The sequence below is a fragment of the Polycyclovorans algicola TG408 genome, from assembly GCF_000711245.1.
In the GTDB taxonomy this organism is placed as follows: Bacteria; Pseudomonadota; Gammaproteobacteria; order Nevskiales; family Nevskiaceae; genus Polycyclovorans; species Polycyclovorans algicola.
In genome coordinates this window covers 2,126,403-2,146,174 of the sequence record NZ_JOMH01000001.1, presented here as the reverse complement: position 1 = coordinate 2,146,174, position 19,772 = coordinate 2,126,403, and the positions used below count along the sequence as shown (strand labels likewise).

The following is a 19,772-nucleotide window of genomic DNA, read 5'->3' as shown; positions in this document are numbered from 1 at the left end:
ACCAAGGTCAACGTCGGTCACGCCTTCGGGTCCACCGTGCCGGTGACGTCATCGGCCTTGATCGGCCGGTCAGCGCGACCGGAGGGCTCCGCGACAATCAACGGCAGTTGCTGGCGTCGCTGCTCGGGTGTCGGCAGGCGTTGCAGCCGCTCGATCTCGTCGCGGAAGGCGTTGACGTCTTCGAAGCGGCGGTAGATCGACGCAAAGCGAACGTAGGCGACATGGTCTAGGTCGCGCAGTTCGGACATCACCCATTCGCCCAAATGCCCGGACTCCACTTCGCGGTCCTTGGAGGTGCGCAGCCGGTTGAGCAGTCGGTCGATGGCGTGCTCGACATCTTCGGTACGCACCGGGCGCTTGTAGACCGCACTGCCAATACCGCGCCGCAACTTGGCCTCGTCAAACGCTTCGGCACGACCGCTGCGTTTCTTGATCAACGGGACCGGCAATTCGGCGCGCTCGAAGGTGGTGAAGCGCGCGTCGCAGGCCTCACAGCCACGACGGCGACGCACCTGCGTGCCATCTTCGGCCAGACGCGAGTCGACGACCCGGGTGTCGGCCGCTTTGCAGAACGGACATTGCATGACTTAAGTGCCGGAACCGGCGCGACAGCATCGGGCGTCGGCGTCGATGACTGCCCCGTCCGGCGACCAGGGTGATGGGTCATGCGCCATGCCCGACACTCGCGTCCTGAACCCGGTCAGGCCGCTTTTGCCAGCGCCCGATAAACCGGGAAGCGGCCACACAGTCCTTCGACCTCGCCGCGCACGCGCGCCGTCACGGCATCGGCGTTGCCTGCCGCGAGCGCGTCGACAATGTCGGCTATCCAGGTCGCAACCTGGGCCATTTCGGCTTCCTTGAAGCCGCGCGTCGTCGACGCTGGCGAGCCGATACGAAGACCCGAGGTCACGAATGCCGAGCGCGGGTCGTTGGGCACCGAATTCTTGTTGACGGTGATGTGCGCCTGGCCGAGCGCGGCCTCGGCATCTTTGCCGGTGACGTCCTTGGCGACCAGATCAAGCAGGAACAAATGGTTGTCGGTGCCGCCCGACACGACCTTGTAGTGTCGGTCGAGGAAGACCTGCGCCATGGCGCGGGCGTTGGCGACAACCTGCTTCTGGTAGGTCTTGAACTCCGGTGCCAGCGCTTCACGGAAGGCCACCGCCTTGGCCGCAATGACGTGCATCAACGGGCCGCCCTGAATGCCGGGAAACACGGCAGAGTTGAGCTTCTTGTTGAAGTCGTCACTCTGGCCCTTGCTGAGAATGATGCCGCCGCGTGGACCGCGTAGCGTCTTGTGCGTGGTCGAGGTAACCACATGGGCGTGCGGCAACGGGCTGGGATATTCACCCGCCGCAACCAACCCGGCGATGTGCGCCATGTCGACCCAGAACCAGGCGCCCACCTTGTCGGCGATCTGCCGCATCCGTGCCCAGTCCTTGACACGCGAATAGGCCGAGAACCCGCCAATCAACAGCTTGGGTTTGTGCTCGAGGGCGAGCCGCTCCATCTCGTCGTAATTGATCAGGCCGGTCTCGGTGTCGATGCCGTAGGGCACGATCTGGTACTGCTTACCCGAAAAATTGGCCGGGTGACCGTGCGTCAGGTGACCGCCCTGGGCGAGGTTCATGCCCATGACCACATCGCCGGGTTTGACCAGACTGAGAAACACCGCCGCGTTGGCCTGCGCGCCCGAGTGCGGCTGCACGTTGGCGTAGTCGCAATCAAACAGCTGCTTGAGGCGATCAATGGCCAGCAGTTCGGCAACGTCAACATGTTCGCAGCCGCCGTAGTAGCGCTTCCCGGGGTAACCCTCGGCGTACTTGTTGGTCAGCACGCCGCCCTGGGCTTCCATGACCGCCGGGCTGGCGTAGTTCTCGGAGGCGATCAGCTCGATGTGAATTTCCTGCCGTGCAGCCTCGGCCGACAGTGCAGCGGCGAGTTCGGGATCGGCTTGAGTGATAGAGGGAGCGTTGATGAACATGTCGTTTTTACCGTGATTTGTGATGAGTGATTCGTGACTCGTATCGTGCCGCGCCGGACGCAGGGGATGCGTCGCCGGTCACCAGCCACGCCGTTGATTCAGTCAACCACTTCAAGCATCAGGTCCAGCGCGAGGCGGGCGGGCTGGGCCACCACCCCGGGTACGCGGATGCGGTTGACGACCTGGTCGCTGACAAGGTTGTCGAGCACCCAGGCCAGGTGCTGCGGGTCGGTGCGAAACATGGTCGAGCACATGCAGATGGTCGAGCTCATGAACTCGACGGTCACACCCTTGGGGCGCATCTCGTCGGCAAGGCGGTTCACCAGATTCAGCTCGGTCCCCACCAGCCAATGCGTCCCCGGCGCCGAGGCGCGAACCGTTCGCAAGATGGCTTCGGTGCTGCCAATCTCGTCCGACTGTTGGCACACCTCATAGGAATTTTCGGGGTGGCTAATGACCTTACCGCCGGGCACACGGGCGCGAAACGCGTCGATGTGCTCGGGCTTGAACATCTGGTGCACCGAACAGAACCCCTTCCACAGAATCAGCTTGGCGCGCTTCAGTTGCTCGACCGTGGCGCCGCCCATGGGCTTGGTGAAATCCCAGACCACCATTTCATCCAGACCGATCCCCATGGTCACCGCCGTGTTGCGGCCCAGATGCTGGTCGGGGAAGAACAGCACCTTTTCGCGGCGCGCAAAGCTCCACTCCAGCACCGCACGGGCGTTGGAGCTGGTGCAGACAATGCCGCCGTGCTCGCCGCAAAAGCCTTTGAGGTCGGCGGCCGAATTGATGTAGGTCACCGGGGTCACGGTGGTGTCCGGGTCAAACACCTCAGACAACTCTTTCCAGCAGCGGCGCACCTTGATCAGGTTGGCCATGTCAGCCATCGAACAGCCTGCCGCGAGATCGGGAAGGATCACGTTGCGCGTGCCGCCGGTGACGATGTCGGCGACCTCGGCCATGAAATGCACGCCGCAGAAAACGATGTACTCGGCGGTGGTTTCGGCGGCCAGCCGTGACAGTTTCAAGGAATCGCCGGTGAAATCGGCGTGCTGAAACACCTCGTCGCGCTGATAGTGGTGGCCGAGGATGCACAGCCGATCCCCGAGGATGGCCTTGGCGGCGCGAATCCGCGCGTCACAGACACCGTCCTCCATCAAGTTGAAGGCGTCGAGTTTCAGTTGTGCGGCCATCAGAGGACCTCCGGTAACAACAGTGACGTCAGGGCGCTGCTTCCGGCTCGCAATCGACGGTGTCGTCGATCACGAACAGCCGGGTCTGGTCCGTCAGCAAGCTGCTGGCAACCCCCGGCACCGCCAAGATCTCGGCGGTGATGCGCGCGCAGGCAGGCTCGAGGGCCACTCCGATCACACGACCGGGGCTGTCGACGCCGGTCGTCACCTGCGCCACGGCCGTGTCGGAGCTGCTGAGCGTCACCTGGCGGGTGATGTCGAGCGTCAACACTGACTCATCCTCGAGTCGGTAGTCGCCGTCGACGCGGTAATCGACGAAATTCTCGGCAAACCCACCCCCCACCGTTGCATCGTCAGGGCTGATGCGAATGGCTTCGAGCGTCGCCTCGACAATTTCGACCGGCAGCGAGTTACTGGTCAGCTCTTCATCGGCCTCTTCGTCGCCGAAGCGCGCCCGCACCTGCAAGGGATTGTCGGGGTCGGTTGGTGACAAGGCCTGCAATGACCCGGTTCCCAGAGACGCCAGAAAGACTGCCTTGGTCGAAACTTCATCTTCGCCCAACCCGGGCTCGATGACGTCAAAGGTCGCCTGCTGTGACACATCGTGACGCCCATCGGCCGGATCGGCGAAGGTTGCAAACGCGCGGAATAATTGAAAAGTCCCGGCAACGACCGGCGGCGGCGGCATGCCCTCGTCGTCAACTTCCGCGCCGAGGCGTTCGATGATGAGTGACTCGGGCTCCTTGACGCTGACCTGCGCCTGCAGATCCTCCGGCTCGAACGTGGGGGGCAGCAGATCAGGCGTCGCGCAGGCCGTCAAACGCCCGTTAACGGTGAAGGGGCCGCTCACCTCGCGACCAGCAAACAGACCGTCGGCAGAAATTTCGGCCTGCTCGGTGTCCACTTCATTGCCGTTGGCATCTTCCAACGACCAGACCACCAGCGACGTCACCCCCCGCTCGACCCCGTCCAACACGGCAAACGCGTCAAAACCCTGAAATCCGCCGCGCGCCACGGTCTGCGTGCCAGGACGAATTTCGATGCTCTCGGGCACCTGCACGGTGACTTCGATCTGCTCTTCGAACGTGGAGTAGCGCGCCGTGATGGTGGCGGTACCGGGCGCGACGGGAATCAGCGCGCCGCGGAAATAGGCCTGATTTTCAAGCAGCGGCACCTCCAATGTGCCATCACTGACCCGAACGACGGACTCGTCACTGGAGGTCAGCTCCACCGGCCGCGGAAAGCCGCCCTGCTGCAGAAAATTGGCAGCCTGCCCGTTGGAAAATTCAACCACCGCGGCAACCGAGCCCTCGAAACACTGATTGAGCATGATCTCGTCCTGGCCGGTATTACCGTCGAGCAAGGTCATCGAAATGGGCCGTGTGCCCTCGCCGACATCGCAGGCGGCCAGCGCCAGTGCGGCCAGGGCGGCGCCCATCAACCGCAGTGCTGAGGTATTGAAGTACTGCCGAGCTTGAACCTTCATCAGCTTGCTTCTCCGGGGGAATGCTCCCCTTCACGTTTGACGGTTGAGCGAATCTGCAATTCTCTCAACTGTTGAAATTCCACGGCACCGGGCGCGCGGGTCAGTGGACAGTGAGCGGTCTGGGTTTTGGGGAAGGCGATCACGTCCCGAATCGACTGCCCGCCTGCCATTAGCATCACCATCCGGTCGATGCCGATGGCCAATCCGCCGTGCGGCGGCGCGCCGTAAGACAGCGCCTCCAGCAAAAAGCCAAACTTTTCGCGCTGTTCGTCGGCGCTGATGCCCAGCAATTCGAAGACCGCCTGTTGAATCTCGGGACGATGAATACGCACCGATCCGCCGCCCAGCTCCACCCCGTTGACCACGATGTCGTAGCCCTGCGACACCGCGTCGCCGGGGGCGTTCCGCAGATCGTCAGCCGAGTCCACCTTGGGCGCGGTGAACGGATGGTGGGGGCTGATCCAGCGCCCACCGTCGCGGTCGTCCCATTCAAACATCGGCCAGTCGACGACCCACAGCGCCTTCCAGCCGCTTTCGGTGATTTTCAGGTCGTTGCCGACCTTGAGTCGCAGCGCGCCTAGCGCATCGCTGACCACCTGCGCCTTGTCGGCCCCAAAGAACAGAATGTCGCCGTTCTGCGCACCGCTACGTCTAAGAATACTGGCCAGCGCGGCGTCGGACAGATTCTTGACGATGGGGGACTGCAGGCCATCGCGGCCGGCGGCCTTGTCGTTGACCTTGATCCACGCCAGGCCACGCGCGCCATACAGGCCGACGAAGGCCGTGTACTTGTCGATCTCGCCGCGTGACAACTTCTCGCCACCGCCGGGCACCCGCAGCACGGTGACCCGGCACTTGGGGTCGTTGGCGGGGTTGGCAAACACCTTGAACTCGGCGTCGGCGACCAGATCCTTGATGTCGACCAGCTCCAGCGGGTTGCGCAGATCGGGCTTGTCCGAGCCAAAGCGCGCCATCGCTTCGCCGTACGACATCAATGGCAACTTGCCAAGGTCGACATTCAGTACGTCCTGCCAAAGCTCGACAACCAGCCGCTCGATCAGCGCCATGATCGCGTTCATGTCCATGAACGAGGTCTCGACGTCGAGCTGGGTGAACTCGGGCTGTCGGTCGGCGCGCAGATCTTCGTCGCGGAAGCAGCGGGCGATCTGGTAGTAGCGGTCGATGCCCGACATCATCAGCAATTGCTTGAACAACTGCGGGCTCTGCGGCAGGGCGAAGAACTGTCCGGGATGGGTGCGCGACGGCACCAGATAGTCGCGGGCGCCTTCCGGCGTGGCGCGCGTCAGGATCGGCGTCTCGACATCGAGAAAGCCTTGTTCGTCCATGAAGCTGCGAATTTTCTGCACCACCGAGTGCCGCAACTTGAGGTTGCGCTGCATCTGCGGGCGACGCAGGTCGATGTAGCGGTACTTGAGTCGCGTGTCTTCTCCCACGGTCTCGTCGTCGGGATGAAACGGTGGGGTCTCAGCCTTGTTGAGAACGACCAGATCGGTGCCGAGAATTTCGATCTCGCCACTGCTGAGCAGTGCGTTGCTGGTGCCCTCGGGACGACGCCGAACGCGGCCCGTGATTTTCACGACGTACTCGGAACGCAGCCGCTCGGCGAGCGCAAAAACGTCGGCGCGGTCGGGATCGAACACACACTGCAACAGGCCCTCGCGGTCACGCAGGTCGATAAAAATCACGCCGCCATGGTCCCGCCGACGGTGAACCCAGCCGCAAACGGTCACGGATTGATCGACGAGCGCGGCCGTCACGTGGCCGCAGTAATGAGTGCGCATGGTGTTCTGGTGGACCGGAAAACGAAGAAACGGGCGCATGGGCGCAGTGAGCCCGCTAGTTTAACGCGGCCGCTCGCTTTCAGTGCCGCCACGGTCGGCATCGGTGTGCGCCGCTTCCGCGGTTGACACAGGGTCAATGGCCGCCAGAGGGTCCTTTTTGGCGATCACGTCCGGGGCGACCACACCGAGCGAAATGATCAGGCGCATGGCCTCTTCAACCGTCATGTCGAGCCAGGTGACTTCGGCCCTCGGCACCATGACGATGAAGCCGGACGTGGGGTTGGGGGTGGTCGGCACAAAACAGGTCAGCACCGTGTGCTCGGTTTTGTCCTGGATCTCGCCCGTGGGTTCACTGGTCACGAAGGCGATCGACCAAATGCCCTTGCGCGGGTACTGGATGAGAATCGGCTGGCGGAAAGCGGTCGAGTTTTCCGAGAACACCGTCTCGGTGAGCTTTTTGATGCCGCCGTAGACCGAACGCACCAAAGGGATGCGGTTGAGCAGCGACTCGCCCCATCCCAGTGCACGACGGCCGATGAAATTGGCCGCCAGCGCACCGGTCAGCAAAATCACCAACAGCGACAGCGCGATGCCGATGCCGGGAATCGCGGGCCGCCAGTCGGTGGGCACCAGAATCAGGCTGGTGTCGAGCACGCCTGCCAGCACCCGCACGACCAGAAAGGTTGCGCCCAACGGCAGCCACACGAGCAGACCGGCGACGAACCAACGTCTGAGCAGCGACTGCAGTCGGGTTCTAAACATGGGCCTCACGATAAACGGGTTGACGGTCGCGCAGTGTCTCGCACCAAAACTGAACGGTCAGGGTCCGGGCAATCGGCAAAAAGATTCAACTGGCGCCGGCCGCAGGTGCGGCGGCGGGTGTTGCTGCGGGCGCACTCGGTTTGGGCTCGGCCTTGGCGGCAGGCTTGTCGGCGGCTGCGGTTGATGTGGGCGCGGCGTCGCCACCGCTGTCGCCGGCGAGGTTGCGCTGCTTGTCCTTGTCGGACTTGAAGTCGGTTTCGTACCAGCCGCCGCCCTTGAGCCGAAAGGCCGCAGCACTGACAAGCCGCTGCAGCACTTCGCCCTCGCAATGGGCACACTCGACCTTCGGGACTTCGCTGATCTTGTGCAGCACCTCACGGGTCACGCCGCAACGGGCGCACTGATATTCATAGATCGGCATCGAAGCGGCTCCGCAGGGGCTGTGAGTCAAGTCGAATGAGTGGGGCGTAATGACCCGCTTTCAAGGCCTGATGGTGCGGTTTTGGCTCGACGGGCCAAGGTTAAATCGGCATGCTGCGCGCCGCATGCCAGACAACCCCCGCCAGGGCGCCTACTTCGCCCTCCAAGCCGCCATTGCCTTTTCGCTGATGGGTGCGCTGATCAAGGCCGCGTCGGCCGGCATGCCGAACGAGATGATCGTCTTCACCCGCTGCATCATCGGGCTGGTCATTCTCACCCCTTGGGCACTGCGACTGGGCGTCAAACAGGCGCTGGCGACCCGTCGTTGGGGCGGCCATCTGCTGCGCGCCGGCTTTGGTATCGCTGCCATGTACTGCTTTTTCTACGCCCTGGGCACGGTGCCATTGGCCAAGGCCATGCTGCTGACGTACTCCATGCCGCTGTTCATTCCCTTCATCGCCTGGGCGTGGTTGGGCGAGCGTCCCGGCGCCACGGTCTGGGCAGCAGTGGCACTGGGCTTCGTCGGTATCGCATTGATGGTGGACCCGCGTGGTCTCGGCGGCGGCTCGCTGGTCGGCACCCTGATCGGCGCCGCATCCGGATTTCTCGGCGCGGTGGCGATGGTCGGCATTCGGCGCATTTCCGACACCGAACCGGCACCGCGCATCGTCATGTATTTCGCGCTCATTGCCAGCCTGATCTCGGCCGTGCCGCTGTTCTGGGCCTGGGTGACACCGACCCCGATGCAGGCACTGCTGATGATCGGCGCCGGGGCGGTGGCCACCCTGGGGCAGCTGTGCATGACCCGCGCCTACGGGAGCGCCCCGGCGGCGTGGGTGGGCACCTTCAGCTATGCGTCGGTGCCGGTCTCGGCGGCATTGGCGTGGCTGATCTGGCAAGAAACCCTGAGCCTGCGGGCCCTGCTCGGCGCCGCCCTGGTGATCAGCCTGTGCGTGGGCCTGAGTCTCAGCGCCGGCCGCAAGCGTGTCGCACCGTCGCCGATTTGAGCCCTACACCGACGGCTCTGGTGGCGCGTCGATCAACTGGATTTCGGTCACGGCGGGGTCATTGCTGAGGCCGGCCAAAAAGTGGGTGAATGCCGCTCGGGCCAATGCCTCCGAGCCCTTGAACCCAAACTCGATGTGCCGTGCCCGCCGGGCATCGCCGCGACACGGCAGGCTCGACAGCTTCAGGCCGGGGTGCGCAGCCAGTGTCGCCTCCATCAGGTCCAGCAGATCGCCCTCGCCCGCCGTGCCCATGACCCGCAAGCGGTATTCCACCTGTGGGGCGTGGTGATGCAGATGCGGATACAGCGTGTCGAGCACCCAGACCAGCATCGGCCAGGCCATTTCCGGAAAGCCTGGAACGCAGTGCAGGTCCCCCACCGAGAATCCCGCGACCCGGTTGACCGGGTTGGGAATCAACCGGGCATCACGCGGAAAGTCGGCCATCAACACCCGATTGGGCAAGGCCCGCGCGCCGTATTCGGCGAGGATCAGCGCCTCGCCTTCGGGGTGGCGCTGCAGGGGCTGCTCATACGCGGCTGCCGCGGCTTGCCGGGTGCAGTCATCCGGTGTGGCGCCAATGCCGCCGCAAGACAGCAGCAGATCCCCCGCCGCGCGCGCCTCACGCATCGCGGCGGCGATGGCAGCGCGGTCGTCGCCAATGAACCGCGCGTAGGCCAGCGCCAGCCCGCGCTCGGCGAGCAGCGCGATGACCTTGGGCAGGTGCCGGTCTTCGCGCTTGCCGCTGAGAATCTCGTCTCCGATGACCAGCAGGCCAATGTTCATCGGGGAGACCCGCCGCGCGACGCCGGCGCGACCCAGTAGGCCAGGCAGGTCTCGGAATCAAAACTCGTGGTGAGCTCAAGCAACAGCGCTTGCAGGGTCGAAACCACCGCCGGCGCGGCACGCGAAAGCGTCTCGCTACCGGTGATGATGACCACACCGAGTCCGCGCTGCGCATGCTGTGCCAGCAGACCTTCGCGCAGCGCGTCGTTGAGGGCGTCCCAGTTATGACCAAAGCCGGCGGGCAACTGCAGATGCGCTGCGCAGCGCTGCATCAGGCTGGCCTTGCTGTCGCAACCGCTCAGGTCCAGCTCGATGGCGGCCACCCCGGCGTCGCGCAAACGGCTGCGCAGGGCGGGCAGATCGTCGACTTGCAGCAGACTCATGGCGAGGTCACCTCGAAGGCCCGGAAGCTTTGGTAATGGTCATCGGTGTAATACCAGTGGCGCGGCGGGTTGCCGCCGGTGACGATACGGCGCGCGCCGCGATGGTCCAGCCCCGGTGTGTCAACGGTGAACTCACGGTAATGGCCGCGCGCCCGGTCGGGCAGCAGTGCCTCGCGGTTGAAGAAGACCGTGCCGTCCTGCGGATAGGGGTGCGGCCCACCGGCGATGATGCGGTCCACCGTACGCAGCGCCTCGCGCGGCAAAAACCCCGCTGACACATTGACCGACGACGACCCGGTCTCGACCCGGTTGGCCACCGACGTGTCGTTGATGCCCGGACGCGCAAGCTCGGAAGAATCGACCCACCAGAATGCGGCAGCGGCCAGCAGGATCAGCACGGTGAGCCAGCGCGGCATGGCGGTTTTCATCGTCAAAATTCAGGTGAGTGGCAGCCAGTGGCGACTATAGTGCGGTACGACGCTTCGCCACTCCACCACCCTCGGGTGACTTTCTCGCAAGTAATGGCCCATGCTTTGCTAGCGACACGCCACAACACGAACAATTTTCAACCATGGCCCTTGACTGGCAGCAGTACCCGGCAGACCTCACCTACGACGAACTGTTTGCAGCCGACGGCACCCCGCGTCGCGCGGCGGCGGCACTCGTCGACCATTTGCGAGGCAAATCGGCTGAAGAGCTCGAACAGCACCGTCTGGCCGCAGAGCTCGCGATTCGCGTCATGGGCATCAGCTTCACGGTCTACACCGAAGGGCAAAACGTCGACCGCGCGTGGCCATTCGACATCATTCCCCGCGTCATCGACTCGCGTGAATGGATGCGCACCGCCGAAGGTCTGCGCCAACGCGCCCGGGCGCTGAACCATTTCATCGCCGACATCTACGCCGACCAGCGCATCCTCAAGGCCGGCGTGGTCCCACCCGAGGTGCTCGCCGATTCGGTCAACTTCAGACCGCAGTGCGTCGGACACCGTCCGCCGGGTGATCTGTGGGCGCACATCTGCGGTTCGGATCTCGTTCGAGACGGCAATGGCACGCTCTTCGTACTGGAAGACAACCTGCGGGTCCCCAGCGGGGTGTCATACATGGTCGAGAACCGAATGATCAGCAAGCGGGTCTTCCCGGAGCTGTTCAAAGCCATCAATATTTTGCCGGTGGATGACTACGCAACGCATTTGTTCGAGACGCTCGCCGACCTCAGTCCCCGCCAGGGCGATGATCCGACCATCGTTTTGCTGACACCGGGCATCTACAACAGCGCCTACTTCGAACACGCCTGGTTGGCGCAGCAAATGGGCATTGAGTTGGTCATCGGCCCGGATCTGTATGTCGACAGCGATGATTGTTTGTATATGCGAACAGTGGATGGTGCCACCCGCGTCGATGTGGTCTACCGCCGGGTCGACGACCTGTTCATCGATCCCGAGGCGTTTCGCGAAGACTCGATGCTGGGTGTCCGCGGCCTGATGCGCGCCTGGCTCAAGGGCAAGGTCGCCATTGCGAATGCGCCGGGTGCGGGCGTGGCCGACGACAAAGTGATCTACAGCTACGTGCCGGAAATGATCAAGTACTACCTTGGCGAGGACGCCAAGCTGCCCAATGTGCCGAGCTTTCGCTGCATGGACCGCAAGGAGTGCGACCACGTGATCGCCAATCTCGACAAGCTGGTGGTCAAGCCGGCGAATGAGTCCGGTGGTTATGGCATGTTGATCGGCCCACGTTCCACCGCCGATGAGCGTGCGCATTTCGCCGACCTGATCCGTGCCAATCCGCGCAACTACATGGCGCAGCCGACACTGTCATTATCAACAGCCCCGATCCTGATGGCCGATGGCAGTGTCGAACCCCGCCACCTCGACCTGCGGCCCTTCATCCTGTCGCGAGCCGGCCATGAAGACGTGACCATGGGCGGCCTGACCCGCGTGGCCATGGTGCGTGGGTCACTGGTGGTCAACTCCAGTCAGGGCGGTGGCGCCAAAGACACCTGGGTGGTCGACAGCGGGGGGAACGCCTGATGCTCTCGCGTGTCGCCGATGATCTCTACTGGTTCGCCCGCTACCTTCGCCGCGCCGAGAACACTGCGCGACTGGTCAGCGCCCATGCTCATTTCCTGCTGGATCTACCGCGCGAGGTCGAGGTCGGCTGGGGGCCCATCGTCGCCGTCACCGGCAAGCCACTGCTCGACATCGAGCTTGAATCCGACGGCGGTGAATACGCGGCCATCGAGCGGCTGGTGGTCGACCTGACCTCGCCGGTTTCGGCGTTCTACTGCATCAATCGTGCGCGCAGCCTGCTGCGCTCCCTGCGTGATCGGGTCCCGCGCGATGTCTGGGAGCGCCTGAACAGCCTGCACTACCGCCTGCAGCTTGAGGGCACTTCGGCGCACAACCGGTTGTCCCGTCAGCGCGTGCTTGATGGGGTCATTGACGGCTGCATGGCCATCAACGGTCTGCTCAACACCGCCATGAGCCGTGACCTGGCGCACTGCTTCCTGAGCCTGGGCCAGGCCATTGAGCAGGCCGACATGACCAGCCGCATCATCGACGTGCGCTCCAGCCCGCTGCTCGCCATTGATGACGCCACGGCGCCGAGCCCGTTCCGCAACAGCCAGTGGATGGCGGTGCTGCACAGCCTGTCGGCGTACCACATGTATCGCCGCTACGGCCGTGGCCGCATCACCGGCACCCGCGTGCTGCGCTTCCTGCTGCAAAACCCCGACTTTCCGCGCAGCATGTCTTTCAGCCTCACGGTTGCCCGCGCCGAACTGCGCTCATTGCCGGGCAACGATGCCGTGTTGCGCCACTGCGAGCGCCTGTTGGGCCGCATCCAGGACCTCGACCCGCTGGCACTGGTCACCGGCAATCTGCATGGGGTCATGAATGACCTGCAGGCGGGGCTGGCTGCGCTGGACGTAACCCTGGCGGACGCCTACTTCAAGGCCTAAGCCCGACTCAATTCTCGAAGCGCGGCACCACCGGCGGCACGACCTGCTGTTGTTGCTGTTGCGGCTGCGCCATGGTCGGCACGCCTGCAGAGGCAGCGGCTGGCACCTCCCAGTCAAACTTGGGCAACAAGCCGAAAACCTGCTCCAGACGCTCGCCCCACGCCCGCTTCAGGTCGGCATAAAACGGCGTGTCCAGATCCAGGCGCAGGCGATGGTCCATACGGAACGAATCGCGACGAATGATGGCCACGTCCAACGGCGGACCCACCGTCAGGTTGGACTTCATCGTTGAATCGAGGCTCACCAGCGCACAGCGCGCCGCGTCTTCGATCTGCGTGGCCGGGCGGATAATGCGGTCGAGAATCGGCTTGCCGTACTTGTGCTCACCGATTTGCAGGTACGGGGTCTCGGGGCTGGCAGAGATGCAGTTGCCTTCGGGGTAGATGAGGTACAGCGCCGGCGCTTCGCCGAGAATCTGCCCCCCTAGAATCACCGTGGAACGGAAGTCGCCGGTGGTGTTGCCGTGCGCCGCTTCACGCTGCGCCTTAACCGAGACCTGGCCCACGTATTCGGCCACGTCAAACATGTGAAACAGGGTTTTGAGCGAATTGCGACCGTCGCTGGCACTCCAGTCGCGCTCCAGCTGCACCAAAATCGACTGGGTGGTTGCAAGGTTTCCCGCCGACAGCATCACGAAGCTACGCTCGCCCGCCACCTCGAAGTGATGCATCTTGTTGTAGGTGCGCACGTCGTCGAGACCCGCACTGGTGCGCGTATCGGCCGCAAAAACCAAGCCGTCATTGACACGGATGGCAAGGCAGTAAGTCATTGCAGGGGGTCTCGAAACCGGACGCGTTCAGGTCCATTAGCATACGCTGTGCCACGTTCAACCATCCCAAGCATCATCGGTTGAAAAACACCGTTTGGTCCCCTAACCTCATGCGCCGCACTGGCCTGATGACTGATTTCGCCAGCTATTTCCGCCCGCACCAATCAAGAGACTCAATGCCATGGCTTTGACCCTTCCCGAATTGCCCTATGCCCTCGACGCCCTCGCGCCGCACATGTCCAAGGAAACGCTGGAATACCACTACGGCAAGCATCACAAGGCCTACGTGGACAATGGCAACAAGCTGATTGCCGGCACCGAATTTGAAAACGCCAGCCTCGAAGACATCGTCAAGAAATCGAGTGGCAAGATTTTCAATAATGCCGCCCAGGTCTGGAACCACACCTTTTTCTGGAACGGCCTGTCACCGACGCCAACCACGCCCGGTAAGAAAGTCACCGACGCGCTGGTCAAGGCCTTCGGTGGTCTCGACGACTTCAAGAAGCAGTTCACCGAAGCGGCCATCGGCACCTTCGGCTCCGGTTGGGCCTGGCTGGTGCAGAACAGCGACGGTAGCCTGGAAATCACCACCACCACCGGCGCCGGCAATCCGCTGACCGCTGGCAAGAAGCCGCTGCTGACCGCCGATGTGTGGGAGCACGCTTACTACATTGACTACCGCAACGCCCGTCCGACCTACCTCGAACATTACTGGGCGTTGGTCAACTGGGACTTTGTCGAGAAGAATCTCGGCTGATCAGCGACAATGTTGGCTTCAAAGGCCGCGCTCTGGCGCGGCCTTTTTCATTTCATTCGACCCGTGAGCGACGGCCCATGACCCGCCATTTGTTGAAGCTGTCGAACCTGAGCGCCGACGAGTTGCGGCAGGTCCTGCGCCGCGCATCCGCTCTGAAAGCCGCGCCACCCATTGCCGCGCGGCCGTTTGCCGGGCGCACCCTGGCGATGATCTTTACCAAGAATTCGACGCGCACCCGGGTCAGCTTCGAGTCGGGCATGGCCAAGTTCGGGGGGCACGCGCTTTTCCTGCAGGCCGGCAGCACCCAGATCGGCCGCGACGAACCGCTGGCCGACACCGCCCGCGTGCTGTCGCGCATGTGCGACGCCATCATGATTCGTAACAACTCGCAGGCCGATCAGGTTGAACTTGCCCGCCTGTCACGGGTGCCGGTCATCAACGGTCTGTCCGAGCTGCACCACCCCTGCCAACTACTCGCCGACCTGCAGACCTGGACCGAGCATCGCGGCGATCCGCGCGGCCGCACCGTCGCCTGGGTGGGTGACGGCAACAACGTCTGCCACTCCTGGATCGAGGCAGCACGCCTGCTCGATTTCACCCTGCGCATCGCCTGCCCCGTGGGGTTTGGGCCAGATGCTGCGGTGGTGCGCGAAACCGGTGGCCCGGTCGAATTGGTCGGCAGCGCTGAAGCCGCCGTACGCGACGCCGATCTGGTGGTCACCGACACCTGGACCAGCATGGGCCACGAAGCTGAAACCCAGCGCCGCCTCAAGGCCTTCGCCGCCTATCAGGTCGACAGCACGCTGATGGCCAAGGCCAAGCGCGACGCGCTGTTCATGCACTGCCTGCCCGCCCATCGCGGCGAAGAGGTCAGTGCCGACGTCATCGATGGCCCGCAATCGGTGGTTTGGGACGAGGCCGAGAACCGCCTCTGGGCGCAGATGGCCCTGCTCGAATGGTTGTGGAAATAAGCCGGTGACCAGCGTTTGGTTGCCTGACTACGTCAATGATCTGGACACCGTCGTGGCACGCGCCATCGACGAGGACCAGGGCGGTCAAGACTGGACCGCACTGCTCACCGACAACGCGCCGGCCCGCGCTCGCGTCATCAGCCGTGACGCCGCCGTAATCTGCGGTCGCGCCTGGGTCGATACAACGTTTGCCCACCTGTCAGCCGCGGTTCGTCTCGAATGGGCGGTCGCAGAAGGCGACGAGGTCACGCCTGGCACCGTGCTGTTCACCCTCGCCGGCCCGGCACGCGCGCTGCTCACCGGCGAACGTACGGCGCTGAACTTCCTGCAAACCCTGTCGGGTACGGCCACCCGCACCCGTGAATTCGTCAAGGCCGTTGCCGGTAACGAAGCGCACATCGTCGACACCCGCAAAACCCTGCCCGGCCTGCGCACCGCGCAAAAATATGCGGTGCGCTGCGGCGGCGGACACAACCACCGCATCGGCCTGTTCGACGGCATTTTGATCAAGGAAAACCACATTCGTGCCGCCAACGGCATCGCCAACGCCATCAGCGCTGCGCGTGCCCTCGATGCGGACGTACCACTGATGACCGAGGCCGAGACCCTCGAAGAGGCGCACATGGCACTGGCCCACAACGTCGACGTGTTGCTGGTCGATGACTTTTCGCTGGCCGACCTGCGCACCGCCGTCGAACTGACCCGACAACACCGCGCAGCCGGCGGCAGCACCCTGCTGGAGTACAGCGGCGGCGCAACGCTGGAGACGGTGCGCGCCATCGCCGAAACCGGTGTCGACCGCATCTCCATCGGCGGCCTCACCAAGCACGTTCACGCCGTCGATTTGTCGATGCGTTTCGACTGACCGGCCGTTGGGCTGCTGGGTTTCGCTGCGCTCGACCCAGCCTACAAGCTCGCGCGACCCGGCCTGCCAACTGCGCGCTACCGAGCCTGCAAACCGGGCTGCCCCTCTCCGAACCCCAGCATCCACCGCTGCTGCCTGAAGGTCTCGGCTGAGCCGCTGCAGCGCCAGGTGACACCGCCCCTCACCGTTGAATCGTTGCGCGCGTCGGCCGCCATGAGCACCCGTTCGACCTGCCGCGCCACGGCGGGTCCGGTGTCGAGAAGTTCGACGTCGGGGCCGACGACTTCGCGCAAGGCTGGAACCAGAAACGGGAAGTGCGTACAGCCCAGCACCAACACGTCACAGTGCGCGTCCAAAAGGGGTTGCACGTCGCCACGCAACATGGTGTCGCACGCGACTGAGGTCAGGTCACCGGACTCAACCCACTCCACCCAACCGCTGCACGCGCGGGTGTGCACCGTGACGCCGCGGGCATGGGCGTCGACCAGGGCCTGGAAGCGCTCGCCAGCGAGGCTGCTGACCGTCGCCAATACCCCGATGTGGCGGCTGCGGCTGGCCACCGCCGCCGGCTTTACACCAGGCTCCATGCCCACGAACGGCAGGTCGAATCGCGCACGCAGGTGGGCGATGGCAGCGATGGTTGCGGTGTTGCAGGCCACCACAATCAGCTTGACGCCCGCCGCGATCAGCTCGGCGCTGACCGTTTCAGCACGGGCACGAATGGCGGCAATGTCGCGCCCGCCATAGGGGCAGAATGCCGTGTCGGCGTAATAGACGAATTGCTCGTTCGGCAGTTGCGCCTGCAGCGCGCGCAGCACACTCAACCCGCCGACACCCGAGTCGAAGACGCCGATGGGGGCCGTCGCGTCAGGGCGCACATTCATAATTGCAGCAAGGCCCTGATCTGCGCCGCCACCGCGCCGGGGCGAGCCATCGGCAGTCCGTGACGCTCACCGGGGAAGCACCGCAGACGCATCTGCGGCATGACCAAGCGCAGGTCGCGGATCGGCTCAAACTCGAAATAGTCGTACTCCGATGCGAGCCACAACAGCGGCTTGCGCCACGCCGTCAGCCGGTCGCGGGCGTCCCAACCGACCAGCGCATTCAGGGCGTCCAGATAGGGACCAACCCGGTTTTCACCGCCCCGGGCAATCACCGGCGCACGCAACGCGTCGTCTGCCGGGTCCGGAAACATGCGCAGCGCGCTGACCCTCGCGAGCCGGCGCGGCCCCAGCGTGCGCACCATGAAGCGACGGTAGAACACTTCAAAATGATCGCCGAGCGTCTGCGGTTTGAAGGCGGGCATCGAATTGAGGACGCACAAACGCGCGACCCGCTGCGGCTGACGCAAGGCGGCCTCGATGGCCACGGCGCCGCCCATCGAATGGCCGACGATGGCGGCCAGCGAATTGACGCCTGCATGGTCCATCGTCTGCCACACGGCATCGGCGTAGTCGGCAACGCCGGTCGGTCGCAGCAACGGCGGCGTGTTACCGAAACCCGGCAGATCAACCGCCAGCACGCGGTGGTCTTCGGCCAACAGCGGCACGACGTGACGCCAGTCTTCGTGATTGGCGCCCAGGCCGTGGATCAACACCACCACCGGTCCTTCACCCTGGTCGATCGCCACCATCGTCAACGCTGCCAACCGGCGACGGGGCGCATCGGCACCAAGGTCATCAGTACCCGCTGCGGGTGCTGATGGCCACACCACATTCACAGTGCGCGTACTGGCCACGCGGGTCGCTCAGGCGCAGCAACGGGGTCGTCGCACGCTCGACGGGCGCCCACAGTTGCAGCCAGCTTTGGGGAATCAGTGACGCCCGCACCATGCCGGTCAGCCCGCCAAAGAACTGGTCGAAAAGCAACTGGAACAGGTCGCGCACATCGGTCCATTCGACCAGTTCCCAGTCGTCCAGTCCGGCGAGCGACGCCAGCTCGGCAACGGCGTCTGCCTCGGTGCCGAACGCATCGATCAGGCCTTTGTCGAGTGCAGCCTCGCCACTCCAGACGCGGCCCTGCGCGACCGAATCGATGGCCTCGGGTGTCTGGCCGCGCGCCTCGGCCACCTTGTTGATGAAGTCGTCGTAGCCGCGCTCGATTTCGGCCTGGATGACACGCTTGGCGCTGTCGCCCAGCGGTCGGTCAAGGCGAAACGCGCCCGCCATCGAGGTGGTGCCGACACCGTCGGTACTCACACCGATTTTCTCAAGGCTGTTCTCGAACGTCGGCAACAGACCGAAGATGCCAATCGAGCCGGTGATGCTTTCTGGCAGCGCAAAGATGCGGTCGGCGTTCATTGAGATCCAGTAGCCGCCGCTGGCCGCGACATTGCCCATCGACACCACCACCGGCTTGCCGGCTGCCTTGAGCTGCTCGACGCCGCGCCGCATCTGCTCGGATGCCCAGACGCTGCCGCCGGGTGAGTCGACCCGGAGCAGCACCGCCCGAACCGACTCGTCGAGTTGCGCCGCCATCAGCAGGTCTTCGACCGCATCGCCGCCCGACACCCCGACATCGCCCTGACCGTTGACGATCTCGCCCTGCACCACCACGCGGGCAATCACACCGGGCGGTGTGCCGGCGGACAGGTCGGCCTGACGCTGTGACTCGGTGGCGGCGAGGTATTGCTGAAAGTGAATCTGGCGGAAGCTGCCGTGCTCGGCGTCTTCACCGACGCGCTCTTTCATGCGGGCCCGGAACGCGTGCAAGGTCTCAACATGGGTGACCAGGCCGGCGCGAAGGGCGATCTCTGCCGCCTGCCCGCCTTCGGCCTCCATGCGCGCCGGCAGGGTCTCGACAAACTGGTGAACGGCATCGTCTTGCAGGTCGCGGCCCTCGGCCACGTTGACACCGTAGCGACCCCACAGGCTTTCCAGCCAGGCGCGGTTGGCGACCTTGGCCTCGTCCGACATGTCTTGACGGATGAACGGCTCGACCGCCGATTTAAATTCGCCGACGCGAAACACATTGACATTGACGCCCAGCTTGTCGGTCAGGCCTTTGACGAAGTTGGAATAGCTCGACAGCCCTTCAATGGCGAGCATGCCCATCGGATCGATAACAATTTCATCGGCATGGCTGGCCGGCAGGTAAGACGCCTGGTCGTACCACGCCGAGTAAGCCACCACGGTCTTGCCGGTGGCGCGGAACTGTTCAATGGCCTGAATCAGCTCGGCGCCCTGGGCGAGCCCCAGCGAGGTCACGTCGTCGAGCTTGAGCACCGCGAAGTTGATGCGTGAACCTTCGGCACCACGCTCAAAGGCGGTGATGACATCCCGCATCGCGGTCTGCGGCGGCGGCGCGCCGGCCAACTGGTCGAACAACGCCCAGCGCGGATCAATGTCGATCCGGTCGACCAGGGCGCCACTGGGCGCGACAATTAGGGCAACGTTGTCTTCAACCTGGGTCGAGAGACCCGGACCGCGCCAGATGAACCATAGCGATACCAGAAACAGCACCAGACCGAGCATGATCAGGGTCTTGTAGAGCGTCGAAACCACCGTCCACAGTCCATCAAAAAGACGTCGGAGCCACGACTTTGAGGCTTGATCGGCATTCGCCAT

General features: G+C 64.1%; 20 protein-coding genes. 6 read left to right on the top strand and 14 right to left on the bottom strand.

Annotated features, from left to right (window positions below; genetic code table 11):
- Positions 1-17 precede the first annotated feature (17 nt).
- The 7 genes from nrdR to U741_RS0110240 all read right to left on the bottom strand — a co-directional run bounded on the left by nrdR (position 18) and on the right by U741_RS0110240 (position 7,651).
- Positions 18-584, bottom strand: coding sequence for a transcriptional regulator NrdR (gene nrdR, locus U741_RS0110270; RefSeq protein WP_052378693.1), 567 nt, complete (start codon positions 582-584; stop codon positions 18-20).
- Between the two features lie 116 nt (positions 585-700).
- Complete coding sequence (glyA, locus tag U741_RS0110265) at positions 701-1,984, bottom strand: serine hydroxymethyltransferase (protein ID WP_029890382.1); 1,284 nt, start codon at positions 1,982-1,984, stop codon at positions 701-703.
- Between the two features lie 98 nt (positions 1,985-2,082).
- Positions 2,083-3,180, bottom strand: a complete 1,098-nt coding sequence (gene nadA, locus U741_RS0110260; protein ID WP_029890381.1) for a quinolinate synthase NadA — start codon at positions 3,178-3,180, stop codon at positions 2,083-2,085.
- Between the two features lie 28 nt (positions 3,181-3,208).
- A complete protein-coding gene (locus U741_RS0110255) occupies positions 3,209-4,666 on the bottom strand; it encodes a hypothetical protein (RefSeq protein WP_152551566.1) in 1,458 nt (485 codons plus the stop codon).
- Complete coding sequence (gene aspS / locus U741_RS0110250; RefSeq protein ID WP_029890379.1) at positions 4,666-6,468, bottom strand: aspartate--tRNA ligase; 1,803 nt, start codon at positions 6,466-6,468, stop codon at positions 4,666-4,668. The genes U741_RS0110255 and aspS overlap by 1 nt, the downstream gene beginning before the upstream one ends.
- 60 nt (positions 6,469-6,528) lie before the next feature.
- Positions 6,529-7,230, bottom strand: a complete 702-nt coding sequence (locus U741_RS0110245; RefSeq protein ID WP_084154795.1) for a DUF502 domain-containing protein — start codon at positions 7,228-7,230, stop codon at positions 6,529-6,531.
- An 85-nt stretch (positions 7,231-7,315) separates the two neighbouring features.
- Positions 7,316-7,651, bottom strand: a complete 336-nt coding sequence (locus tag U741_RS0110240; protein WP_029890377.1) for an FmdB family zinc ribbon protein — start codon at positions 7,649-7,651, stop codon at positions 7,316-7,318.
- 124 nt (positions 7,652-7,775) lie between these two features.
- Between U741_RS0110240 and U741_RS0110235 the strand changes: the two genes are divergently transcribed.
- The gene (locus U741_RS0110235; RefSeq protein WP_029890376.1) at positions 7,776-8,657 is read left to right on the top strand and encodes a DMT family transporter; all 882 of its coding nucleotides are present in this window, start codon (positions 7,776-7,778) and stop codon (positions 8,655-8,657) included.
- A 3-nt stretch (positions 8,658-8,660) separates the two neighbouring features.
- Here U741_RS0110235 and U741_RS0110230 read toward each other — a convergent pair whose 3' ends face one another.
- Genes U741_RS0110230 through U741_RS20085 form a run of 3 tightly spaced genes read right to left on the bottom strand, consistent with a single transcriptional unit; the run spans position 8,661 to position 10,251 of the window.
- Positions 8,661-9,440, bottom strand: a complete 780-nt coding sequence (locus tag U741_RS0110230; protein WP_029890375.1) for a competence/damage-inducible protein A — start codon at positions 9,438-9,440, stop codon at positions 8,661-8,663.
- Positions 9,437-9,823 carry a barstar family protein gene (locus tag U741_RS18410; RefSeq protein WP_052378691.1) on the bottom strand — a complete coding sequence of 129 codons (387 nt, stop codon included), beginning with the start codon at positions 9,821-9,823 and terminating at the stop codon, positions 9,437-9,439. The genes U741_RS0110230 and U741_RS18410 overlap by 4 nt, the downstream gene beginning before the upstream one ends.
- Entirely contained in the window at positions 9,820-10,251 is a 432-nt protein-coding gene (locus tag U741_RS20085; RefSeq protein WP_029890373.1) for a guanyl-specific ribonuclease, read from the bottom strand. The genes U741_RS18410 and U741_RS20085 overlap by 4 nt, the downstream gene beginning before the upstream one ends.
- A 143-nt stretch (positions 10,252-10,394) precedes the next feature.
- Between U741_RS20085 and U741_RS0110215 the strand changes: the two genes are divergently transcribed.
- Both U741_RS0110215 and U741_RS0110210 read left to right on the top strand, forming a co-directional pair.
- Positions 10,395-11,855, top strand: a complete 1,461-nt coding sequence (locus U741_RS0110215) for a circularly permuted type 2 ATP-grasp protein (RefSeq protein ID WP_029890372.1) — start codon at positions 10,395-10,397, stop codon at positions 11,853-11,855.
- On the top strand, positions 11,855-12,784 hold the full coding sequence (locus U741_RS0110210) for an alpha-E domain-containing protein (protein ID WP_029890371.1): 930 nt from the start codon (positions 11,855-11,857) through the stop codon (positions 12,782-12,784). Before U741_RS0110215 ends, U741_RS0110210 begins: the two co-directional genes overlap by 1 nt.
- A 7-nt stretch (positions 12,785-12,791) precedes the next feature.
- Here the strand turns inward: U741_RS0110210 and U741_RS0110205 are convergent, their stop codons facing one another.
- Entirely contained in the window at positions 12,792-13,613 is an 822-nt protein-coding gene (locus U741_RS0110205) for a proteasome-type protease (protein WP_084154794.1), read from the bottom strand.
- A 181-nt stretch (positions 13,614-13,794) separates the two neighbouring features.
- On the opposite strand from U741_RS0110205, the gene U741_RS0110200 reads away from it, so the two are divergent.
- The 3 genes from U741_RS0110200 (at position 13,795) to nadC (ending at position 16,206) form a co-directional block, all read left to right on the top strand.
- Positions 13,795-14,370, top strand: a complete 576-nt coding sequence (locus U741_RS0110200) for a superoxide dismutase (RefSeq protein WP_029890369.1) — start codon at positions 13,795-13,797, stop codon at positions 14,368-14,370.
- Positions 14,371-14,447: 77 nt separating this feature from the next.
- The gene (gene argF / locus U741_RS0110195) at positions 14,448-15,341 is read left to right on the top strand and encodes an ornithine carbamoyltransferase (RefSeq protein ID WP_029890368.1); all 894 of its coding nucleotides are present in this window, start codon (positions 14,448-14,450) and stop codon (positions 15,339-15,341) included.
- Between the two features lie 4 nt (positions 15,342-15,345).
- Positions 15,346-16,206 carry a carboxylating nicotinate-nucleotide diphosphorylase gene (gene nadC / locus U741_RS0110190; protein WP_029890367.1) on the top strand — a complete coding sequence of 287 codons (861 nt, stop codon included), beginning with the start codon at positions 15,346-15,348 and terminating at the stop codon, positions 16,204-16,206.
- A 77-nt stretch (positions 16,207-16,283) separates the two neighbouring features.
- On the opposite strand, the gene murI is transcribed toward nadC, so the two are convergent.
- From murI to sppA, 3 genes are read right to left on the bottom strand one after another with little or no spacing between them, the layout of a single operon-like run.
- Entirely contained in the window at positions 16,284-17,090 is an 807-nt protein-coding gene (gene murI / locus U741_RS0110185) for a glutamate racemase (protein ID WP_043110260.1), read from the bottom strand.
- On the bottom strand, positions 17,087-17,839 hold the full coding sequence (locus tag U741_RS0110180; RefSeq protein ID WP_029890365.1) for an alpha/beta fold hydrolase: 753 nt from the start codon (positions 17,837-17,839) through the stop codon (positions 17,087-17,089). The genes murI and U741_RS0110180 overlap by 4 nt, the downstream gene beginning before the upstream one ends.
- 46 nt (positions 17,840-17,885) lie before the next feature.
- On the bottom strand, positions 17,886-19,772 hold the full coding sequence (gene sppA / locus U741_RS0110175) for a signal peptide peptidase SppA (protein ID WP_029890364.1): 1,887 nt from the start codon (positions 19,770-19,772) through the stop codon (positions 17,886-17,888).

What these genes read in the sequence shown, in the direction of transcription:
- nrdR (WP_052378693.1), bottom strand. Translation starts at nt 584, where the DNA reads ATGCAATGTCCGTTCTGCAAAGCGGCCGACACCCGGGTCGTCGACTCG.
- glyA (WP_029890382.1), bottom strand. Translation starts at nt 1,984, where the DNA reads ATGTTCATCAACGCTCCCTCTATCACTCAAGCCGATCCCGAACTCGCC.
- nadA (WP_029890381.1), bottom strand. Translation starts at nt 3,180, where the DNA reads ATGGCCGCACAACTGAAACTCGACGCCTTCAACTTGATGGAGGACGGT.
- U741_RS0110255 (WP_152551566.1), bottom strand. Translation starts at nt 4,666, where the DNA reads ATGAAGGTTCAAGCTCGGCAGTACTTCAATACCTCAGCACTGCGGTTG.
- aspS (WP_029890379.1), bottom strand. Translation starts at nt 6,468, where the DNA reads ATGCGCACTCATTACTGCGGCCACGTGACGGCCGCGCTCGTCGATCAA.
- U741_RS0110245 (WP_084154795.1), bottom strand. Translation starts at nt 7,230, where the DNA reads ATGTTTAGAACCCGACTGCAGTCGCTGCTCAGACGTTGGTTCGTCGCC.
- U741_RS0110240 (WP_029890377.1), bottom strand. Translation starts at nt 7,651, where the DNA reads ATGCCGATCTATGAATATCAGTGCGCCCGTTGCGGCGTGACCCGTGAG.
- U741_RS0110235 (WP_029890376.1), top strand. Translation starts at nt 7,776, where the DNA reads ATGCCAGACAACCCCCGCCAGGGCGCCTACTTCGCCCTCCAAGCCGCC.
- U741_RS0110230 (WP_029890375.1), bottom strand. Translation starts at nt 9,440, where the DNA reads ATGAACATTGGCCTGCTGGTCATCGGAGACGAGATTCTCAGCGGCAAG.
- U741_RS18410 (WP_052378691.1), bottom strand. Translation starts at nt 9,823, where the DNA reads ATGAGTCTGCTGCAAGTCGACGATCTGCCCGCCCTGCGCAGCCGTTTG.
- U741_RS20085 (WP_029890373.1), bottom strand. Translation starts at nt 10,251, where the DNA reads ATGAAAACCGCCATGCCGCGCTGGCTCACCGTGCTGATCCTGCTGGCC.
- U741_RS0110215 (WP_029890372.1), top strand. Translation starts at nt 10,395, where the DNA reads ATGGCCCTTGACTGGCAGCAGTACCCGGCAGACCTCACCTACGACGAA.
- U741_RS0110210 (WP_029890371.1), top strand. Translation starts at nt 11,855, where the DNA reads ATGCTCTCGCGTGTCGCCGATGATCTCTACTGGTTCGCCCGCTACCTT.
- U741_RS0110205 (WP_084154794.1), bottom strand. Translation starts at nt 13,613, where the DNA reads ATGACTTACTGCCTTGCCATCCGTGTCAATGACGGCTTGGTTTTTGCG.
- U741_RS0110200 (WP_029890369.1), top strand. Translation starts at nt 13,795, where the DNA reads ATGGCTTTGACCCTTCCCGAATTGCCCTATGCCCTCGACGCCCTCGCG.
- argF (WP_029890368.1), top strand. Translation starts at nt 14,448, where the DNA reads ATGACCCGCCATTTGTTGAAGCTGTCGAACCTGAGCGCCGACGAGTTG.
- murI (WP_043110260.1), bottom strand. Translation starts at nt 17,090, where the DNA reads ATGAATGTGCGCCCTGACGCGACGGCCCCCATCGGCGTCTTCGACTCG.
- U741_RS0110180 (WP_029890365.1), bottom strand. Translation starts at nt 17,839, where the DNA reads ATGGTGGCGATCGACCAGGGTGAAGGACCGGTGGTGGTGTTGATCCAC.
- sppA (WP_029890364.1), bottom strand. Translation starts at nt 19,772, where the DNA reads ATGGCGAATGCCGATCAAGCCTCAAAGTCGTGGCTCCGACGTCTTTTT.